Origin of the sequence: Lysinibacillus sp. FJAT-14222, from assembly GCF_001278875.1 — a bacterium.
Lineage (GTDB): Bacteria > Bacillota > Bacilli > Bacillales_A > Planococcaceae > Lysinibacillus > Lysinibacillus agricola.
Genome location: NZ_LIYL01000044.1, coordinates 86,518 through 101,889, shown reverse-complemented (window position 1 = coordinate 101,889; position 15,372 = coordinate 86,518). Strand labels below are relative to the sequence as shown.

Here is a 15,372-nt window from a genome sequence, read left to right as displayed (position 1 = left end):
AAATACATAATAATGAGTAGGGCTAAATCCCCTACTCTCTTTTTTATTATTTGAGGAGAAAAGGAGAATATAAATATGTCTAAACCATTGAAGTTGGCTGATATTAAAAATCAGGTACAGTTATTAAATGAAACAAAACGACATAATTTCACAAAAGAAACTCATATTGATTATGATGTCTTATTTTCTTATTCAAAAATGGATAATCTATTTGAGGATTTATCTAGCTTTATTAAGGAAGCAAAAACTAAAAATATCGACTATCTGAAAGACGATGCTCAAGTAATTGAATTCCTTCAATTTTTAATAGTAAAACACTTCACTTCTTTATACGGTGAATTAAAAAATCAATCTCTTGAAATGCATACAGCAACGATGTGGGAAATGTATAAACGTGGATGGCTTACGTTTATTTTAGATAAGCTATTTGATAAAGAACAGATTTTTATAGTCGTTGATAGATTCTATGAAAAAGCAGATATGATGACTGAATTAATTAAGATTGAAAAATCAGCACTTGAAGAGTTTAAAGATAAGATTGAGTCAGAAATGCTTAAAGCTAAAGGTAAAGGTAAATAATTATGGTTCAATTTAAAGATTTAAATCAACTACAACGTTATTTAACACGTGGAGATATTATCAGCACAGTATTTAAAGATAAAAATATTGAAAAAGTATTAGCAAGTGTAATGTCTAAAGCTGTACAAGATGTAGTTTATCGTCAATATGTACCTGTTGAATATTTACGTAGAGGTAATGATGGTGGTTTATCTGATGTTCGTAACATGAAGATTACTAAGGTTGAAATCGACAATGGAAAAGTTCGAGTACTATTCGAAAACTTAACTTTAGGACAAGGACACTTCTCCCCTATCTATGAACATGATTATGATTCATTAAGAGGGCAATTTATTACTGACACTATTGTCGATGGCTTAGATGAAAATTGGTATCGTACTGGTAAGTGGAGTGAGAGTAGAGATTTTGTAAAAAAAACAATTGAGTCTATCATGGATAACCCTAGTCACTTAACTGATGCAATTAAATCGGCTTATAGGAAAGTAGGATTTACAGTTAAGTAATATACAAAGTTAATACGAAATAAGGGGTTGGATAGAAATTTGCGAAAACAAATACATAAATATACAAACTAATGAAGAGTTGGATTTGGAAAGAGTTAAAAATTTAAAAGATAATGCAATGTTAAAAATAAATACATATTTATGGGTTGAATGGGATTTTGAAAAGAATAATGTTTCAGAATTGAATGTATACGATACAACTAAAAGTAGTGGAAAAGTAGCGTGGTGGATTTGTCCTAAATGTAAAAGTAGTTATGATGCAACAGTAAATCAAAGAAGGAAAGGTCAAAAATGTCCTTATTGTAGTGGAAGAAGAGTTAACGATACGAACTCTTTAGTTTCATTAAGACCAACTATTGCGTCTGAATGGATTGAGTCTATAGGTATAAACTTAACTCCAAACGATGTTACTTGCGGAAGTAAGTATAAGGTTCGATGGAAATGTGATTTTGGACATGAATGGGTAGCTTCGATTGATCGTAGGACTAGAGGTGATGGTTGTCCTTATTGTAATGGTGGAACTAACCTAATTTTAAAAGGTGTTAATGATATGTGGACTACTAATCTAGATTTAGCTAAGTTATTAGAAAACCCTGAAGATGGATATAAGTATAAGCAAACTAGTGGAAAGAAAGTGATATGGAGATGTCCAGATTGCGAGACTACTATTTCAAAGAAAATATCTGATGTTAAATGGCAAGGGTTATATTGTCCAGTATGTTCAGACGGAGTTAGTTTAGGTGAAAAAATAATGTATTGTTTGTTAAAAGAATTAAATATAGATTTCGATTATGATAGTGCAAAGTACTGGTCACAAGGAAAACGTTATGATTTTTATATTCCTTCTCATAAAATGATAATTGAAGTACACGGATTACAACATTATAAAGAATCATTTGAGCGTATTGGAGGCAAGACTTTACTTGAAGAGCAAGAGAATGATAAATATAAAAAACAATTAGCAAAAGAAAACGGGACAATGACTTATATAGAAGTGGATGCTAAAAAAAGTAATTTTGAATACATAAAGAATTCAATATTGAGTACTGACATCGTAAAGTTTTTTAATTTTGAAGCAGATGTATTTAATGAGATATCATTTGAGATAAAAAAAGGATTCACTAGTAGAGCATGGGAAATGTGGAATTCTGGAAAATCAATAAATGAAATATCTGAAGAACTAAAACTACATGATACTACAATCAGAAGATATCTCGAGTTAGGTTATTCTCTTGGTAAATGTAGCTTTAAAATAAAACAAAGATAACAATTGAAAGAATACAAGCTAATCCTGTACCCCTTATTAACGCAATAAAAAATGCATATAGAAAACTTGGATTTGAAGTGAAATGAGCTTCAAGTCTTTTTTATTATTATGAAAGGAGAATGGTAATATTGTCAGAAAAGGATAACAGTAAAGAAATTGAAATTAATAAGAATATGCTACGTGACAGAGCAAAGAAATTACCAGAAGTAACTGATGAAATGTGGAATGAAGTCAATAAAGAATTTAGAGATTTAGTTTCCGAATACATAGCATCTCAATCACACTCACCTCAAACTAAAAAACAGTATTTATCAATGTTGCGTCAATTCGGGTGGTTTATTTGTTCCTCCTTAAATAACAAACCTATTTATAAGATTAAGAAAAGAGATATCATTAGATACTTGTCTTATTTACGAGATGACCGTAGAATGTCTCCTTCCGCAATTGGTACTCGTAAAGCAGTTATTTCTAGTTTATGTAACTATATAGAAAATGTAGTAATGGATGATTTTGACGATGATGAAGAAAATCCATATAAAAATTTCAGAAACTTTACTCGTGGATTACCTGCTATTCCAAAAAGTTCAGTATATGAAAAGATTAAAATTACAAAAGATGAATATCTTGAAATGATGAAAGTCTTAGAAGATGATGAGAATTATTTAGGAATGGCTTGGTTAGCTACAGCATTTAACACTGGTGCTAGACGTAATGAAATTATTCAATTTAAGTCTGAAATAGCAACTTATGAAATCGATGAAAATGCTACATATATCATGAGTCATAATGTACGTTTAAAAGGTCGTGGTGAAGACGGTAAAATTGAACCTTATATGGTCAACTTTGAAGCATTAAAATACATAAAACTTTGGTTAGAAAAACGTGGATATGACCACGAGTATATCTTCACTAAAAAATATGGAGATGAGATTAAAGTTGTAGAAGAAGGATGGGCTAACTATTTATGCTCCAGTGTTCTTTCTCATATCCTTGAAAGACGAATAAATCCTCACTTGTTTAAAGCTAGTGCAGTAACTTACTTATTAGAGCAAGGAGTTCCGTTAGAATTAGTAAGTAAATTCGTAGCGCATCACGAAAATGTGGCTACAACGATTGCTCATTATGATTTACGTGACCACGCTGAAGAGAAGAATAATATCTTTGGCAGTCTGAATACGTAACTAAATGATTGAATTACTCCCCTACTCTTTTTAGGGGAATACTTGAGTTATTTAGATAATATCAGAATTTTATTAAATATATACAATAATCATTACTAAGGTAGTGGTTTTGCAAATGCATTTTCAAAATGACATTAATGTTATATAATACGTATAAAGAAACTGCTACATATATCTTCATAAACATAGCAAGGAGCTTTATACGTATGACTTCTCCATCTTCTGATAATAATAAAAATAAGGACGACGACAGCACTGAGCAATCTAAAAACGGTTTCTTTGATTTCTTATATTGCGGAGAAACTAAATTCATTATAATATTTATCGCAGCAATAGTTGTAATTAAGGTATTTTTTATTGATGAATTCAATTCTTTCTTAACTTATTTCAAAGGTTTTAACATGATGAATCAATTTTTGATTCCGTCATTATTCGGAGCTTTAGGCGGATACTGCTACATAATCATCGATGGTGTAAAAGGTGGGTATCGTCAAGATATCAAGCATATTAAGAAGAAGTTCTCATTTGTTGGTTCTGTAGCCGGAATTACAGCGGTCAATCTTTTAAATCCAAGTGGCACAGTATCTCAAGTAATGATCTTAGGTCTTATTGCAGGATTGAGTGGATTTTCGTATCTAAAAAGAAATGCTTTAGTTGATTCTCATCGTGAGGATTCCATTATGGAGGATTTAAAATCCGATAGCAAGGTTTTATCTACAGAAGAAGTCGATTCATTATCTTCTAAAGGAGAATCACCAAATGAAAAAGCAGAAGTAATCTATAGTAACATGCTCGAAATGATGAAACGTTATGAGGATAAAAATAAAAGTTGAACACATAATATTTACTTACAGCATATATTTTAGGAGGGGTGTTCTGATGAGCAAATTCCGTCCATTTGACTATCTGACAGAAAGCGAAAAAAATGAAGTTTTAAGCTACGAAGCCAAACTACAAAATTCAAAATCGGTTAAGGAGTTTATTGAAATTGAACGGATTTTAAAGGACTATAGAAGTCTAGGTATAGCACGTAGACATTTCAAGGAAATGGAAAATATACTGAAATCAGCAGGCGACTCTGATGACGATGAAGAAAGTTCTAATTATCGGACAATGATTAAGGTTAAGTAATTTTACATTTCACTTCCCCTACCTTGATTAAATGAGGAGGGGTCTTTTATTATCACAAATTAAATAACAAAATACATAAATTAAACTTGAATTATTTTCATTCTCCTGTTAGTATTAAATTGTAGATAAGAATTTTACTTCACATCTACTAATTAATAAAATACATAATTTAAAGGAGAGTAAATATTTATGAGTAACATTACAAACTTTACAGAAGGAAACAAAGATTTATATTTATTTGAACTGGATGGCAAGGTAGCAACTATTGCTCCAGAACTAACAGCTTTTGAAGGTTATACTGTCCCCTCTAAAGCATGGTTTGATATTAAAGATCGTGAAGAGTTCGAGGATGGCTTTGAATTCAAAACATTAACAGGCGAAGATTTAAAATTGTTTAAACAAGTATTAAAAGAAAGTAAAGACCTCAGTCTGGTCGTTACTGAAACAGTAAAGACCTTATACGAACAATATAAATCAGTTCCTCGTTTAGATATCGTTTTAGAAGAAGGCATCTTTGGTACTATGTATGCTTCTAACTCTGGAAATGCTAATAAGTTTAAAAAGTTTATGCGTCGTGAAGTTAACCCTAAATTAAACTCAGATGGCAAATTTGATATTGTTGAGAATGAAATTGCTAAAATTGAAGATGAAACAGAAAAACAGTTACGTCTAAGAATCTGGAAGTGTCAAAGTCTTTTTGAAATAGCTCCAACAGACACTTTAACAGCTATTCAGCTGAATAATTTAAAGAATGAATTGCATCAATATCTACAATCTAAACAAATAGAAGAAGTTCAAACTAAAGTTGAAACACTTGAACATAAAGTAAATCGTACAGCAATTATTCGTGAAGGTGATTGTACTGCTGAGGCTGTAGCTAAAAAGTTAAACATCTTCTCCTCTACAAGTAATAAACCGCATTCAGGATTCACAATTAATATGGCTAAGAAATTAGGCTTCTATATAAATCCTGAAGGAAATGCAGGTCATATGGACGATTATATTACTATCAATCTTGTTCAGCGTGGAGGTCGAGATGTCTCTACTGTAAAGTATAGTGAATTAGCAATTAAAGAAATTGAAAATTATATTTATGAAGAAGGATTAGTTTTTGCAGTAGAGTACAATAAACCTAAAAATAATGAAGATAAAGGCACATTTAAACGTGCTAAGATTGCTTTTGATACAGGTAACATTTGGGTGAATGAAACTACGTATAATTTATATAATTAAAATACGAAATACATAAAAAGGTGAGAAAATTAATCTCACCTTCCCTATTCAAATTAATAAATATCAACTACTCTAGCTGCAACAATTTCAACAACTTGCATGTCCAATTTAAAGAAATAACACTCATCCTTGAATGTAAAGTTTTGAATTGTGATGCTACTAGGTGTAAATATGTTATCAATGTCATTAAGTAGATCATCATGTACATCTTCAACTAGCACACATAAATCAAATTCAACTATCCCTTCCTCTATAACATTGAATGTGAAGTAATTGGTGAATTTGTATGTAGCTTCTGATAGAGATTCTATGGTCATGTTGAAATTTTCAATACTGAAATCTAGATGATTTTCTTCGTCATAGTTATAGTCTTGGTAAATTATTTCGAAAGTTTTAATTTTACCATTCTCGTAGATTGGCTTACCCATTAGCTCAACTTGTGATGGAATATTACCTTTTGCAATAAGTTTGATCGATGTGATTAATGTGTTCATTTTTATTCTCCTCTTCTTTTTTGAAATTTATTATTTTAGTTTTGTTAAATGAATACCTCACAAAACTTTATAATGCAATTATACACTCAATAGTTTATTAATCAATACATTCTTAAACTAATTAATGATTTATTAAATTTTTTAGTGTATAATATAGACAGAAAGAGAGGTATTTTATTATGATGACTGAAAAAATTAAAATTTTATTACTGAAAGAGGATGTGTCAATTAAAGAACTTGCTAAGAGGTTAAATACTACTCCTCAAAATATTACAAATAAATTTAAAAGAGATAATTTTAGCGAAAAGGAATTATTAGGTATTGCGGAAGCGTTAAATGTGGAATATACTGCAAATTTCATTACTTCTAAAGGGGAAAAAATTTAATTATAATAACTGAATAAATTGCAACATATATCATAAATTTCATAATTATGCTATCCTTATATTACATATTTTTGTATTTCAGGAGGCGTAATTATGAAATTTAACAGATTGTGGATGGTATTGATATGCTTTTCTTTCCTATTATCTGCTTGTGGAAAAGAAAATAATGAAAAAGTAAGTGCTAGCGCTGAACCAAAAGTAGATTTATCGAGTTATCCAGTTGGTGTTCAGGAAAGAAAAATCTCACTTGAATATTATAATATCCTGTTAGAGGCAAACACTAAACTAGGAGAATTTAATAAAAACCTAAAAAATGCATCTGGAAATGACATTGAAGAGAAAAAGAATTTATATAGAAAGTTTCTGGTATATGTAAATGGAGTTAGCTATACTCCTGTAAATGATGCAGAAAAAGAAATAGATAATTATTTTTCTTCGTTTTTATACAATGCTAAATTGTACTCTGAACATCAAATTAAATCTTATGATTCAAAGTCAGAATTAGATAGTTCTGTAGCAAAAGACTATGCTATCAATGCTCAAAATGATATGTTAATGGTCACTGAAATTATGGATAAGTATCAACTGTTCAATGAAAATTAACTACTATATATATTACAACCTACTCTCAAATGATTAGGTTGTAATATTTTATTTAATAAAATACATAAAATATACTTGAATTTGATATTCGTAAATGTTAACATTTAACTGTAGATAAAATTTATCTATAAAAATACACAAATATCAAAGGAGAGAATTAATGAGTAATTTAGCAATTAAAGAAACAGTAAAGGTTATGAGGATTGAAATTCCTAATATTCATGGAGGATTTGGAGTAGATAAGAAATCAATACTTGCGAAACATATTGCTGAAATTCACAGTAAACGTTTAGCTAAAGTAAATGAAGCAATTAACAATAATCGTAAACGTTTTAAAGATAATATTGATATTATCGATGCAAAAAACTCAGTCCTTTTCATGGACTCACTTATTGAGCATAACATCTTCACAAAACAATCTATTTCAAACTCAACAAACATCTATCTATTATCTGAAAGAGGATATGCAAAACTTGTTAAAATATTTGATGATGATAAATCTTGGGATTTATATGATGAATTATTAAATGAGTATTTTGAATTACGTGATGGAAACATCATACCAATTAATAATCAACCATCAACTGAATTACAAGTTTTACAAGGTATAGTTAATAATATGGTAGAACAAGAAAAGAAAATGTTAGAAGTGAATGATAAAGTCCTCACACTTGAAACGGAGTTTAATAAAGAGACTGTATCTGAAGGTTATAAAACTAACGATAATATCGCTCGTCATTTTGGATTGTATTCATTAAAGAGTAAACCTCACTTCAATTTTATTGACGCCATTGCAAAGCATTTAAGAATCTATAACACAATAATTGGCTATAAAGATGAATATGTAAATGTTATTCGCACAACAGTACATGGCGGTAATGTTGGTACAGCAGTTTATTATTCAGATAAAGCTTTAGAAATGATGAACGATTTCTTAGAGAATGAACTTTATCTTGATGTAGATTATTATAAACGTGGAACAAGGAACGGAAAGTTTAAAGAAGCTTATTTTGAATTAAGTGGTAAGACTTATAAATTCAATGAAAACACATATAAAAAATATTTATCTTGAGTTTAACGAAATAAATACATAATTCATAGTAGTTTTCCGTTGTTACATATGTTAATATTTAACTATAGGGATAGAGAAGGAAGTCATGAACCTACTTGACAAGTAAAGCATCCTAACTTTACTTCCCTATTTAATATAATTAGGAAAATATAAATTGCTGTAGGAGGTAATTTAATTATGTGTGAAGATACATATGTAAATATTCAAACTGGTGAAGTATTAGATATGGAAAGAGTATCAAGTTTAAAAGACAATGCAATGCTAAAACATTCCCCTCACCTATTCATTGAGTGGGATTTTGAGAAAAATGACGTAGACATTTATAAAGTAACTAAAGGTAGTAAAATGAAATTAAATTTTATTTGCAAACAGTGTAAAAGTAAACATATTGCTATGCCAACAAATAAAATAAGAAGTAAAATGTGTATTTATTGCAGAGGATTTAAAGTTAATGAAACTAACTCATTAGCATCATTAAGACCTGATTTAGCGTTGCAATGGCATCCAAATAAAAATAACACTTTATCACCTCATGACGTTACTTGTGGATATGATAAGAAAGTCTGGTGGTTAGGTAATTGTGGTCATGAATGGGACATGAGAGTTGTAGACAGAAATAAAGGTTCTAATTGTCCAATATGTGCAAACAAAAGAATTATAATTAATGAAAATGATTTATGGACTACTCATCCATATGTAGCAGTATTACTAAAAGATGAGTCATTAGGATATAAACATCATCATGGAAGTACATTTTGCACAGATTGGATATGTTCTAATTGTGGATTAGAAATAAAGAATAAAGAAATTAGAGTAATAGTAAAAAAAGGACTACCTTGTACTAATTGCTCCGATGGCTTTAGCCTACCTGAAAAAATGATGAGTGCAATTTTATCTCAATTAAATATAAACTTCGATTCTCAAAAATCTTTTTCTTGGTCAAATAATAAAAGATACGACTTTTACTTACCCACATTAAATATGATAATTGAAACACACGGCGCACAGCACTCAGTTAATCCTTATAAAAATGGAAGAAGTCTAAAAGAAGAACAGATTAATGATGAGTTTAAAAGAAGTGTCGCAATTGAAAACAAAATCAAAAATTATATTGAAATTGATTGTAGAGTTAATGACTTTGATTATATTAAAAAATCAATATTTAATAGTACTATGACAAATTTCTTCAACCTCAAGATTATAAATTGGGAAAACGTTTATAAAAAATCATTCAATTCTATGGTAAATGAAGTATGTGAGATTTATAAAACAACAGAACTTACTCATACCGAAATAAGTAAGAAACTAAATGTTTCAAGTAGTACAGTTATTAGATATTTAAAAATAGGTGCAAAAATGGGAATCGTAGAATATACTCCCAATGGCGAAAGAGGTATTCGTTCAAGTGGTATATTAAATAAAAAGAAAGTTGTCCAATTAGAAGGTTCTAATCTAATAAAAGTTTGGCAATCTATAGATGAAGCAAGTAATGCAATGGGATTGAAAAGCTCATCATCTATATCTATTGCTTGCAAAAATAATAATAGGACGGCTAAAGGGTTTAATTGGTCTTCCTTAGAACAATACGGTAAAATAGATAAGTAATGACTAATATTTAACTCTACTCCCCTACTCTATAACTTATATAACATACGCAGCCTTTAGGGCGTGAAATTGCATCACGTACATCGAAAACCAAAACCTTCTGGTCATCCTCCTAACTTTTATTTTGGGGGTTTTTACATAATCTTGCTCGCACGTTGTGTACGACTAAGTTAAAATTATATCGCAAGATGAGTGCGTTATAAATAGGGTTCACACGTTGAGTATGATCCCTATTTGAATACTTTTTATAGCATCTCCTTCAAAGTTATCATTTATTGTCGGAGGAAAAGTTAAACATTCTTGATAATATGCTAATATATGCTATAATTTTCTTAACTAAACTCTATCAAACTCTCATATATAATAGTATCTCTATTGTATATATTGGGAGGTGATAGACAATGAATGAAAAGGAGGATGAAGAAATGTTAGGAGTTCTAAATGAAGAAAAAATCGAAGCAAAAGAAGTTAGATTGAGTATTAAAAACATCGAACTTATCAAAGAACTAGCATCAAAACAAGAACCCCTTATAGTGGAAAATGGCATTGCTCAAATAGATTCTTCTCACCCCGATTATGAATTTTGGATGGAGGATTAATTGAGTTATGAAAGTTGGAGATATATACAAGATTGACTTTCCTTTTGAAGAAGGACGAGGCAGTAAATATCGCCCTGTCCTTGTTTTTATTTTAATTACTGAATCTACAGATTTTATCGCTTTAAAAATAACGTCTACTCCAAGACCGTCTAATAGAGTTAAAATAGATTACTGGAGAGAAGCTAATTTAAGAAATGAATCTTACGTTCAATTAGACAACTTTAAAAGAGTTAAGTTTAATAAAGGTTCTAGTTATGTCGGCACTTTAAATTTAGATGACTATAATAAAATAGTTTCTGAATTTGATAAGTTCCATGAAAACCTAACTGTTCATAAATAGCATACATAAGACAATTTTATACAGCAGCTGCTTTCCCTTTCATTTGGAAGGGTTTTTATTTATAAACTAAATACATAAAAATAAAAAGAAGAAGTTGAGTGATTATATTTCACTTGCCTTCTTCTTTTTATTTTGCAAATTAATAAAGGAGGATGAAAATGGCTACAAAAAATCCAATTGAATTGTTGATTGCCTTGGGCGTAAACGACTCATCGTCAAAAAATAATATTCAAAGTTATCTAGACAAGTTAAAAAAAGACTTAAAATTAGATGTTGAATTAAATGCAATCAAAGGTAACGGTAACACCTTTGAGAATATGCGTAAAGAAATTGAATCATTACAGAAGCAAGTCACTCAATTAAATCAAGAATTAAGCAATGTAGGTTCAAAGAAGTCTCACTCCCCTACCCTAGCTCAAGGTATTAAACAAGATGTCGTTGAGTCAATGAAATCTCTCGATCAGTTGAAGAATCATGTTAAGCAGCAAAATGGCGAATACAAGATTAAGACTGTCGTAGACTCACAAGGAATAGAAAAGATAGATGCTGTTGTTACCAGAGTGAAAACTGGATTAAACCAAATTCAGGAAACTCAACTAAAACCTATCCTTGACCCCTCTGGCACATTGGTTGGACTAAAACAAATCAATCAAACTGTACATAATATTAGCTCAAAAGACTTAAAAGTTAATGTAACCAAAGGTATTGAAGAGTTAAACAAATTTGCTCGTCAAGGTGAGTTATCAAAAGAGAAATATGAGCAATTCAGGAATAGTATTAGTTCTTCTATCAATAATACCGAATTAAATAAAGTATTAGAGTCCATGAGAAGTATTAATAAAGAAACTACTCATGAAAATAAAATGCAGAATTCAATGGCAAATATTAATCAGCAAGCTATCGAATTATCTCAAAAGTTAAATCAGTTTACTAAAGATAAGAATAATGCATTCAATCCTGTTGTTGTAGATAAGTTTTTGAGTAGATTGGATAAAGTAGCAGGTTCAAATTTCGATTCAATTACAGGAATGAAGTCGGCTAATAGGGATTTCTCTTCTGTAGAAAAAGAAATAAATACATATATTAAATTACAAGAAAAATATAAATCTGTTACGGATAATTTAGAACTATTACAGCGTCAAGGAAAAATTACCTCTTCTGATTTAGCTAAGTTTACTCAAGATGCAAAATTAGCTACTACAGTAACTGAGTTAGGTAATTTAAATAAAGAAATAAATAAATTTGCTAAGAATACACAAATTGATGCTCAAACTTCTAATGCATTTAAAAATATTGGTAATGAAGTAGAGCGATTAAATAGTAAATTAAAAAATGTAACAAATGGTTTTAATGTGCCTTCAAGCAATACTTTATTTACAAAGATTAAATCTGATATTGATTCGATTAATAATATGAAGATCAATACTCCTGAAGACATTAAAACTTTGAACAAATTAATTTCTGATACCTCTAAAAATATCCGTCAACTAGGACAAGATAGTAACAGTTTAAAACAATTTGAAACTAAGACTCGTGAGATTAATGATTTACTTCAAAAAATGAAAGAATCAGGATTGCTCACTAATAAAGAAATAAGCAAATTTGCTGATTCCCTATCAAGAATTGAAACTGGCAACCTAGCTCATGTTAATAATTTGTTGACTCAAATGAGTACTAAATTTGATAAGTTAAAAAATAGTGAAAAGAATTTAGATACATTTGAAAAACAGCAAAACTCCCTTTCTAGACTTAATTCAGAATTAACAAGAACTGAAAAGTTATTCCCTCGTACAATGGACAAGTCCAAAGCTGAGGAATTAAGAAAAGAGATAGAGAAACTTAGTAAGTTAAATATTATTAATCCTACTTCTCTGAAGAATAGTCAAAAAGAAATTGATGCTTTAAAAGAGAAAGTTAAACAATTCCATGCCGAATCCACTCAAGCTGCTAAAGGCTCTACTGGAGTAATGGAGGCATTTGGCGTAGCCATGCAGAAGTTTCCTATCTGGATGAGCGCCAGTACAATATTTTATGGCACTGTCCGTACTGCCAAGGAATTCGCCTCCATACTAGTTGATATCGACTCAAAATTAGTCTCTATTCAAAAAGTAGTAGATGATGGAACAGATATTGGCGCAGTTTTTGATAGAGCCACTCAATCAGCAGAGGCTTATGGTCAAAGTATAAGCAAGGCGCTTGATGCATATATCGAATTTTCACGTCAAGGTTATAAAGGCGACGAGTTAGGAACGTTAGCAGATGCAGGTTTAGTTGCATCAAACGTAGGTGAGATAACGGCTCAGGCAGCGTCGGAATACATGACGGCTTCTTTGGTGCAGTGGAAAAAAGATGCGTCAGAAGCTATGGGAATAATTGATAGTTGGAATAATATATCCAATAACTTTGCAACAACAACAGAAAAATTAGCAAAAGGTCAATCTCGTGCAGGGGCAACTGCTCGTGCAATGGGATTAGAATTTGATCAGCTTAATGCAATTGTCGGTACAGTTACAGCGTCTACCAAACAATCGGGTAAACTTCATCGCCCCTTTGCACAGCGATGTGCATAGCAAACCCTGAATATGCTGGAAACTCGTCTCACAGCCTTTATTAGTAATTTTTATTGGAAACGATATTAATATCTGAAAATATAAAGGACATGGTGAAAATCAGCAGAGATAGACCTAAGTGTAATATACATATGGTAAGCTCTCAACGACTATCAAGGGGTAACTCATAATTAAAATTAATCACATTCCACCATTTATTAAATAAAATATATAATATCGGCAATTGTACATTAAATAAAGTTATTTCGTATATTATATATTTAACTATATAGATATAGAAGGAAGTTATGAGTATTTTTGATAAGTAAGACATCCTAACTCCACTTCCCTACTAGTTTAAATAATCAAAATTTAATACTGATATCAAAAGCTTATTAGAGATAATTATTTCCAATTTACTTATAATTAAGTGGATTGGGGGAGTTATGATGTCAGATGATAATCGGTTAGATTTATTTGATTTAGATAATTTAGATAAAGAAGTTTATACTATCGGAAGAATTACTGACGAGATAATTGACTTACTAGGAATTACTATAAATCAAAAAGATATTATAATATGGAGAGATAGATTTGCGTATATCGATAAGCATAAAAATGAATTTGATAATGAAAAACAATACATAGAACATGTTAAAGCAATACCAGATGTCATTCGAAATCCAGAATATGTAGGTGTACATCCAAGTGGAAAGAGTATTGAGTTTATAAAAAAGATTGATAAAAATTTGATGATTGCAGTTAGGATTAACACCAAAGGAAATTTAGTATTTAGAACATCTTATCCAATTAAAGATTCTAAACTTAATAACTATATTTCATCTGGTAGGGTTAAAAAAGTGGAATAAATATTAACTAAAGTTATTTACATGTAAGCATAGATATGTTATATTGAACATAAGATATAAGTGGTAAGTTATTTAAGGGCGGAACAGGCAGCCGCCACACCAATATAAATTATTGGTCTTACAAGAGATGCAGATTGCCACCTGCTAAATAACTTATCTTTCGTTAAACACCCTACATTAATTTGGAGGGTGTTTTTATCAGTTTCTAACAGAAAGACCTCCACTTCAAGCAACCTGTAAGAGTGTTAAGTGGCTAGAAGTTCAAGTATGATTTAAAGAAGGATCACACATTATATATATGTCCTTTCTACATGAAATGTGTGAATTGAAATAAATTGCACTAGATATAAGTCCCCTACCTCATTTTATTCACAAGCTTTAAAAAGCATTATGTTTTCTTACGTGAAGAAAATAAAAAGATATCAACAAATAAAAATACATAAAAATATTTTATTTATCACCTTATTAAACAGTGGAATGTGATTAAAGGTGATTTTTATTATGAGTTAATGGTATAGTCTACTCCCACTTCTTTGTGAAGTGTTAAAATATAGCGAAAGCTAGGGTATATTTGGATGAAGTTGGAAACTTTGTTAAAAACGTATTACCTCGTTTAGTAAGTGATCCGGCTCAAGATGCATTAAAAATGGTAGATGTCTCTCTTACTGACAAATCTGGAAATATGCGCGACATTATAGATGTATATACTGATGTTGCAAACAAAGTGAAAGAGCTGAATGACGTCGAAAGAATCAGTGTCATGGAAGGCTTAGCGGGTTGATATTGGCTCGCTTTAAATGTGGTGAACTTTATTTATAAAGGTGTACATTTAACGTTAAGGAATTGTAGGAAATGACAATTAATAAATGTGCTAACAGGGAACATCTAAGTCTCATTTAAGATATGACAATCCTGTGCCAAGCTTGTGAGGAAACTCTCTTGAAGGTGCAACGACTAGAGT

General features: G+C 30.3%; 17 protein-coding genes. 16 read left to right on the top strand and 1 reads right to left on the bottom strand.

The window, feature by feature from the left end; translation table 11 throughout:
* Window positions 1–75 precede the first annotated feature (75 nt).
* The 7 genes from AN161_RS17670 to AN161_RS17640 all read left to right on the top strand — a co-directional run bounded on the left by AN161_RS17670 (window position 76) and on the right by AN161_RS17640 (window position 5,894).
* The gene (locus AN161_RS17670; RefSeq protein ID WP_053595652.1) at window positions 76–579 is read left to right on the top strand and encodes a hypothetical protein; all 504 of its coding nucleotides are present in this window, start codon (window positions 76–78) and stop codon (window positions 577–579) included.
* A gap of 2 nt (window positions 580–581) precedes the next feature.
* Window positions 582–1,082: a hypothetical protein gene (locus AN161_RS17665; RefSeq protein WP_053595651.1), complete on the top strand. Its 501-nt coding sequence runs from the start codon at window positions 582–584 to the stop codon at window positions 1,080–1,082.
* A gap of 85 nt (window positions 1,083–1,167) precedes the next feature.
* Window positions 1,168–2,349, top strand: coding sequence for a zinc-ribbon domain-containing protein (locus AN161_RS17660; RefSeq protein ID WP_053595650.1), 1,182 nt, complete (start codon window positions 1,168–1,170; stop codon window positions 2,347–2,349).
* Between the two features lie 173 nt (window positions 2,350–2,522).
* Complete coding sequence (locus AN161_RS17655; protein WP_241774599.1) at window positions 2,523–3,530, top strand: site-specific integrase; 1,008 nt, start codon at window positions 2,523–2,525, stop codon at window positions 3,528–3,530.
* Between the two features lie 206 nt (window positions 3,531–3,736).
* Window positions 3,737–4,363, top strand: a complete 627-nt coding sequence (locus tag AN161_RS17650; RefSeq protein WP_053595648.1) for a hypothetical protein — start codon at window positions 3,737–3,739, stop codon at window positions 4,361–4,363.
* Between the two features lie 46 nt (window positions 4,364–4,409).
* A complete protein-coding gene (locus tag AN161_RS17645; protein WP_053595647.1) occupies window positions 4,410–4,661 on the top strand; it encodes a hypothetical protein in 252 nt (83 codons plus the stop codon).
* Between the two features lie 189 nt (window positions 4,662–4,850).
* On the top strand, window positions 4,851–5,894 hold the full coding sequence (locus AN161_RS17640) for a hypothetical protein (RefSeq protein ID WP_053595646.1): 1,044 nt from the start codon (window positions 4,851–4,853) through the stop codon (window positions 5,892–5,894).
* Between the two features lie 53 nt (window positions 5,895–5,947).
* Here the strand turns inward: AN161_RS17640 and AN161_RS17635 are convergent, their stop codons facing one another.
* Window positions 5,948–6,388 (bottom strand): hypothetical protein, encoded by a 441-nt coding sequence (locus AN161_RS17635; protein ID WP_053595645.1) that lies wholly within the window; start codon window positions 6,386–6,388, stop codon window positions 5,948–5,950.
* 179 nt (window positions 6,389–6,567) lie between these two features.
* Here AN161_RS17635 and AN161_RS17630 point away from each other — a divergent pair, with 179 nt between their 5' ends.
* From AN161_RS17630 to AN161_RS17590, 9 genes are all read left to right on the top strand, one after another.
* Window positions 6,568–6,774: a helix-turn-helix domain-containing protein gene (locus tag AN161_RS17630; protein ID WP_241774597.1), complete on the top strand. Its 207-nt coding sequence runs from the start codon at window positions 6,568–6,570 to the stop codon at window positions 6,772–6,774.
* Window positions 6,775–6,867: 93 nt separating this feature from the next.
* Window positions 6,868–7,377 (top strand): hypothetical protein, encoded by a 510-nt coding sequence (locus AN161_RS17625; protein WP_053595643.1) that lies wholly within the window; start codon window positions 6,868–6,870, stop codon window positions 7,375–7,377.
* A 160-nt stretch (window positions 7,378–7,537) separates the two neighbouring features.
* Window positions 7,538–8,449, top strand: a complete 912-nt coding sequence (locus AN161_RS27710) for an ORF6N domain-containing protein (RefSeq protein WP_075807288.1) — start codon at window positions 7,538–7,540, stop codon at window positions 8,447–8,449.
* A gap of 177 nt (window positions 8,450–8,626) precedes the next feature.
* Window positions 8,627–10,054 carry a zinc-ribbon domain-containing protein gene (locus tag AN161_RS27705; protein WP_075807287.1) on the top strand — a complete coding sequence of 476 codons (1,428 nt, stop codon included), beginning with the start codon at window positions 8,627–8,629 and terminating at the stop codon, window positions 10,052–10,054.
* A 401-nt stretch (window positions 10,055–10,455) separates the two neighbouring features.
* Window positions 10,456–10,653: a hypothetical protein gene (locus tag AN161_RS17610; RefSeq protein WP_053595642.1), complete on the top strand. Its 198-nt coding sequence runs from the start codon at window positions 10,456–10,458 to the stop codon at window positions 10,651–10,653.
* Window positions 10,654–10,660: 7 nt separating this feature from the next.
* Window positions 10,661–10,993, top strand: coding sequence for a type II toxin-antitoxin system PemK/MazF family toxin (locus AN161_RS17605; RefSeq protein WP_053595641.1), 333 nt, complete (start codon window positions 10,661–10,663; stop codon window positions 10,991–10,993).
* A gap of 158 nt (window positions 10,994–11,151) precedes the next feature.
* Window positions 11,152–13,563: a phage tail tape measure protein gene (locus AN161_RS17600; RefSeq protein WP_053595640.1), complete on the top strand. Its 2,412-nt coding sequence runs from the start codon at window positions 11,152–11,154 to the stop codon at window positions 13,561–13,563.
* 425 nt (window positions 13,564–13,988) lie between these two features.
* Entirely contained in the window at window positions 13,989–14,411 is a 423-nt protein-coding gene (locus AN161_RS17595) for a PBECR2 nuclease fold domain-containing protein (protein ID WP_241774596.1), read from the top strand.
* A 571-nt stretch (window positions 14,412–14,982) separates the two neighbouring features.
* Complete coding sequence (locus AN161_RS17590; protein WP_053595638.1) at window positions 14,983–15,192, top strand: phage tail tape measure protein; 210 nt, start codon at window positions 14,983–14,985, stop codon at window positions 15,190–15,192.
* Window positions 15,193–15,372 lie beyond the last annotated feature (180 nt).

What these genes read in the sequence shown, in the direction of transcription:
- AN161_RS17670 (WP_053595652.1), top strand. Translation starts at nt 76, where the DNA reads ATGTCTAAACCATTGAAGTTGGCTGATATTAAAAATCAGGTACAGTTA.
- AN161_RS17665 (WP_053595651.1), top strand. Translation starts at nt 582, where the DNA reads ATGGTTCAATTTAAAGATTTAAATCAACTACAACGTTATTTAACACGT.
- AN161_RS17655 (WP_241774599.1), top strand. Translation starts at nt 2,523, where the DNA reads ATGCTACGTGACAGAGCAAAGAAATTACCAGAAGTAACTGATGAAATG.
- AN161_RS17650 (WP_053595648.1), top strand. Translation starts at nt 3,737, where the DNA reads ATGACTTCTCCATCTTCTGATAATAATAAAAATAAGGACGACGACAGC.
- AN161_RS17645 (WP_053595647.1), top strand. Translation starts at nt 4,410, where the DNA reads ATGAGCAAATTCCGTCCATTTGACTATCTGACAGAAAGCGAAAAAAAT.
- AN161_RS17640 (WP_053595646.1), top strand. Translation starts at nt 4,851, where the DNA reads ATGAGTAACATTACAAACTTTACAGAAGGAAACAAAGATTTATATTTA.
- AN161_RS17635 (WP_053595645.1), bottom strand. Translation starts at nt 6,388, where the DNA reads ATGAACACATTAATCACATCGATCAAACTTATTGCAAAAGGTAATATT.
- AN161_RS17630 (WP_241774597.1), top strand. Translation starts at nt 6,568, where the DNA reads ATGATGACTGAAAAAATTAAAATTTTATTACTGAAAGAGGATGTGTCA.
- AN161_RS17625 (WP_053595643.1), top strand. Translation starts at nt 6,868, where the DNA reads ATGAAATTTAACAGATTGTGGATGGTATTGATATGCTTTTCTTTCCTA.
- AN161_RS27710 (WP_075807288.1), top strand. Translation starts at nt 7,538, where the DNA reads ATGAGTAATTTAGCAATTAAAGAAACAGTAAAGGTTATGAGGATTGAA.
- AN161_RS27705 (WP_075807287.1), top strand. Translation starts at nt 8,627, where the DNA reads ATGTGTGAAGATACATATGTAAATATTCAAACTGGTGAAGTATTAGAT.
- AN161_RS17610 (WP_053595642.1), top strand. Translation starts at nt 10,456, where the DNA reads ATGAATGAAAAGGAGGATGAAGAAATGTTAGGAGTTCTAAATGAAGAA.
- AN161_RS17605 (WP_053595641.1), top strand. Translation starts at nt 10,661, where the DNA reads ATGAAAGTTGGAGATATATACAAGATTGACTTTCCTTTTGAAGAAGGA.
- AN161_RS17600 (WP_053595640.1), top strand. Translation starts at nt 11,152, where the DNA reads ATGGCTACAAAAAATCCAATTGAATTGTTGATTGCCTTGGGCGTAAAC.
- AN161_RS17595 (WP_241774596.1), top strand. Translation starts at nt 13,989, where the DNA reads ATGATGTCAGATGATAATCGGTTAGATTTATTTGATTTAGATAATTTA.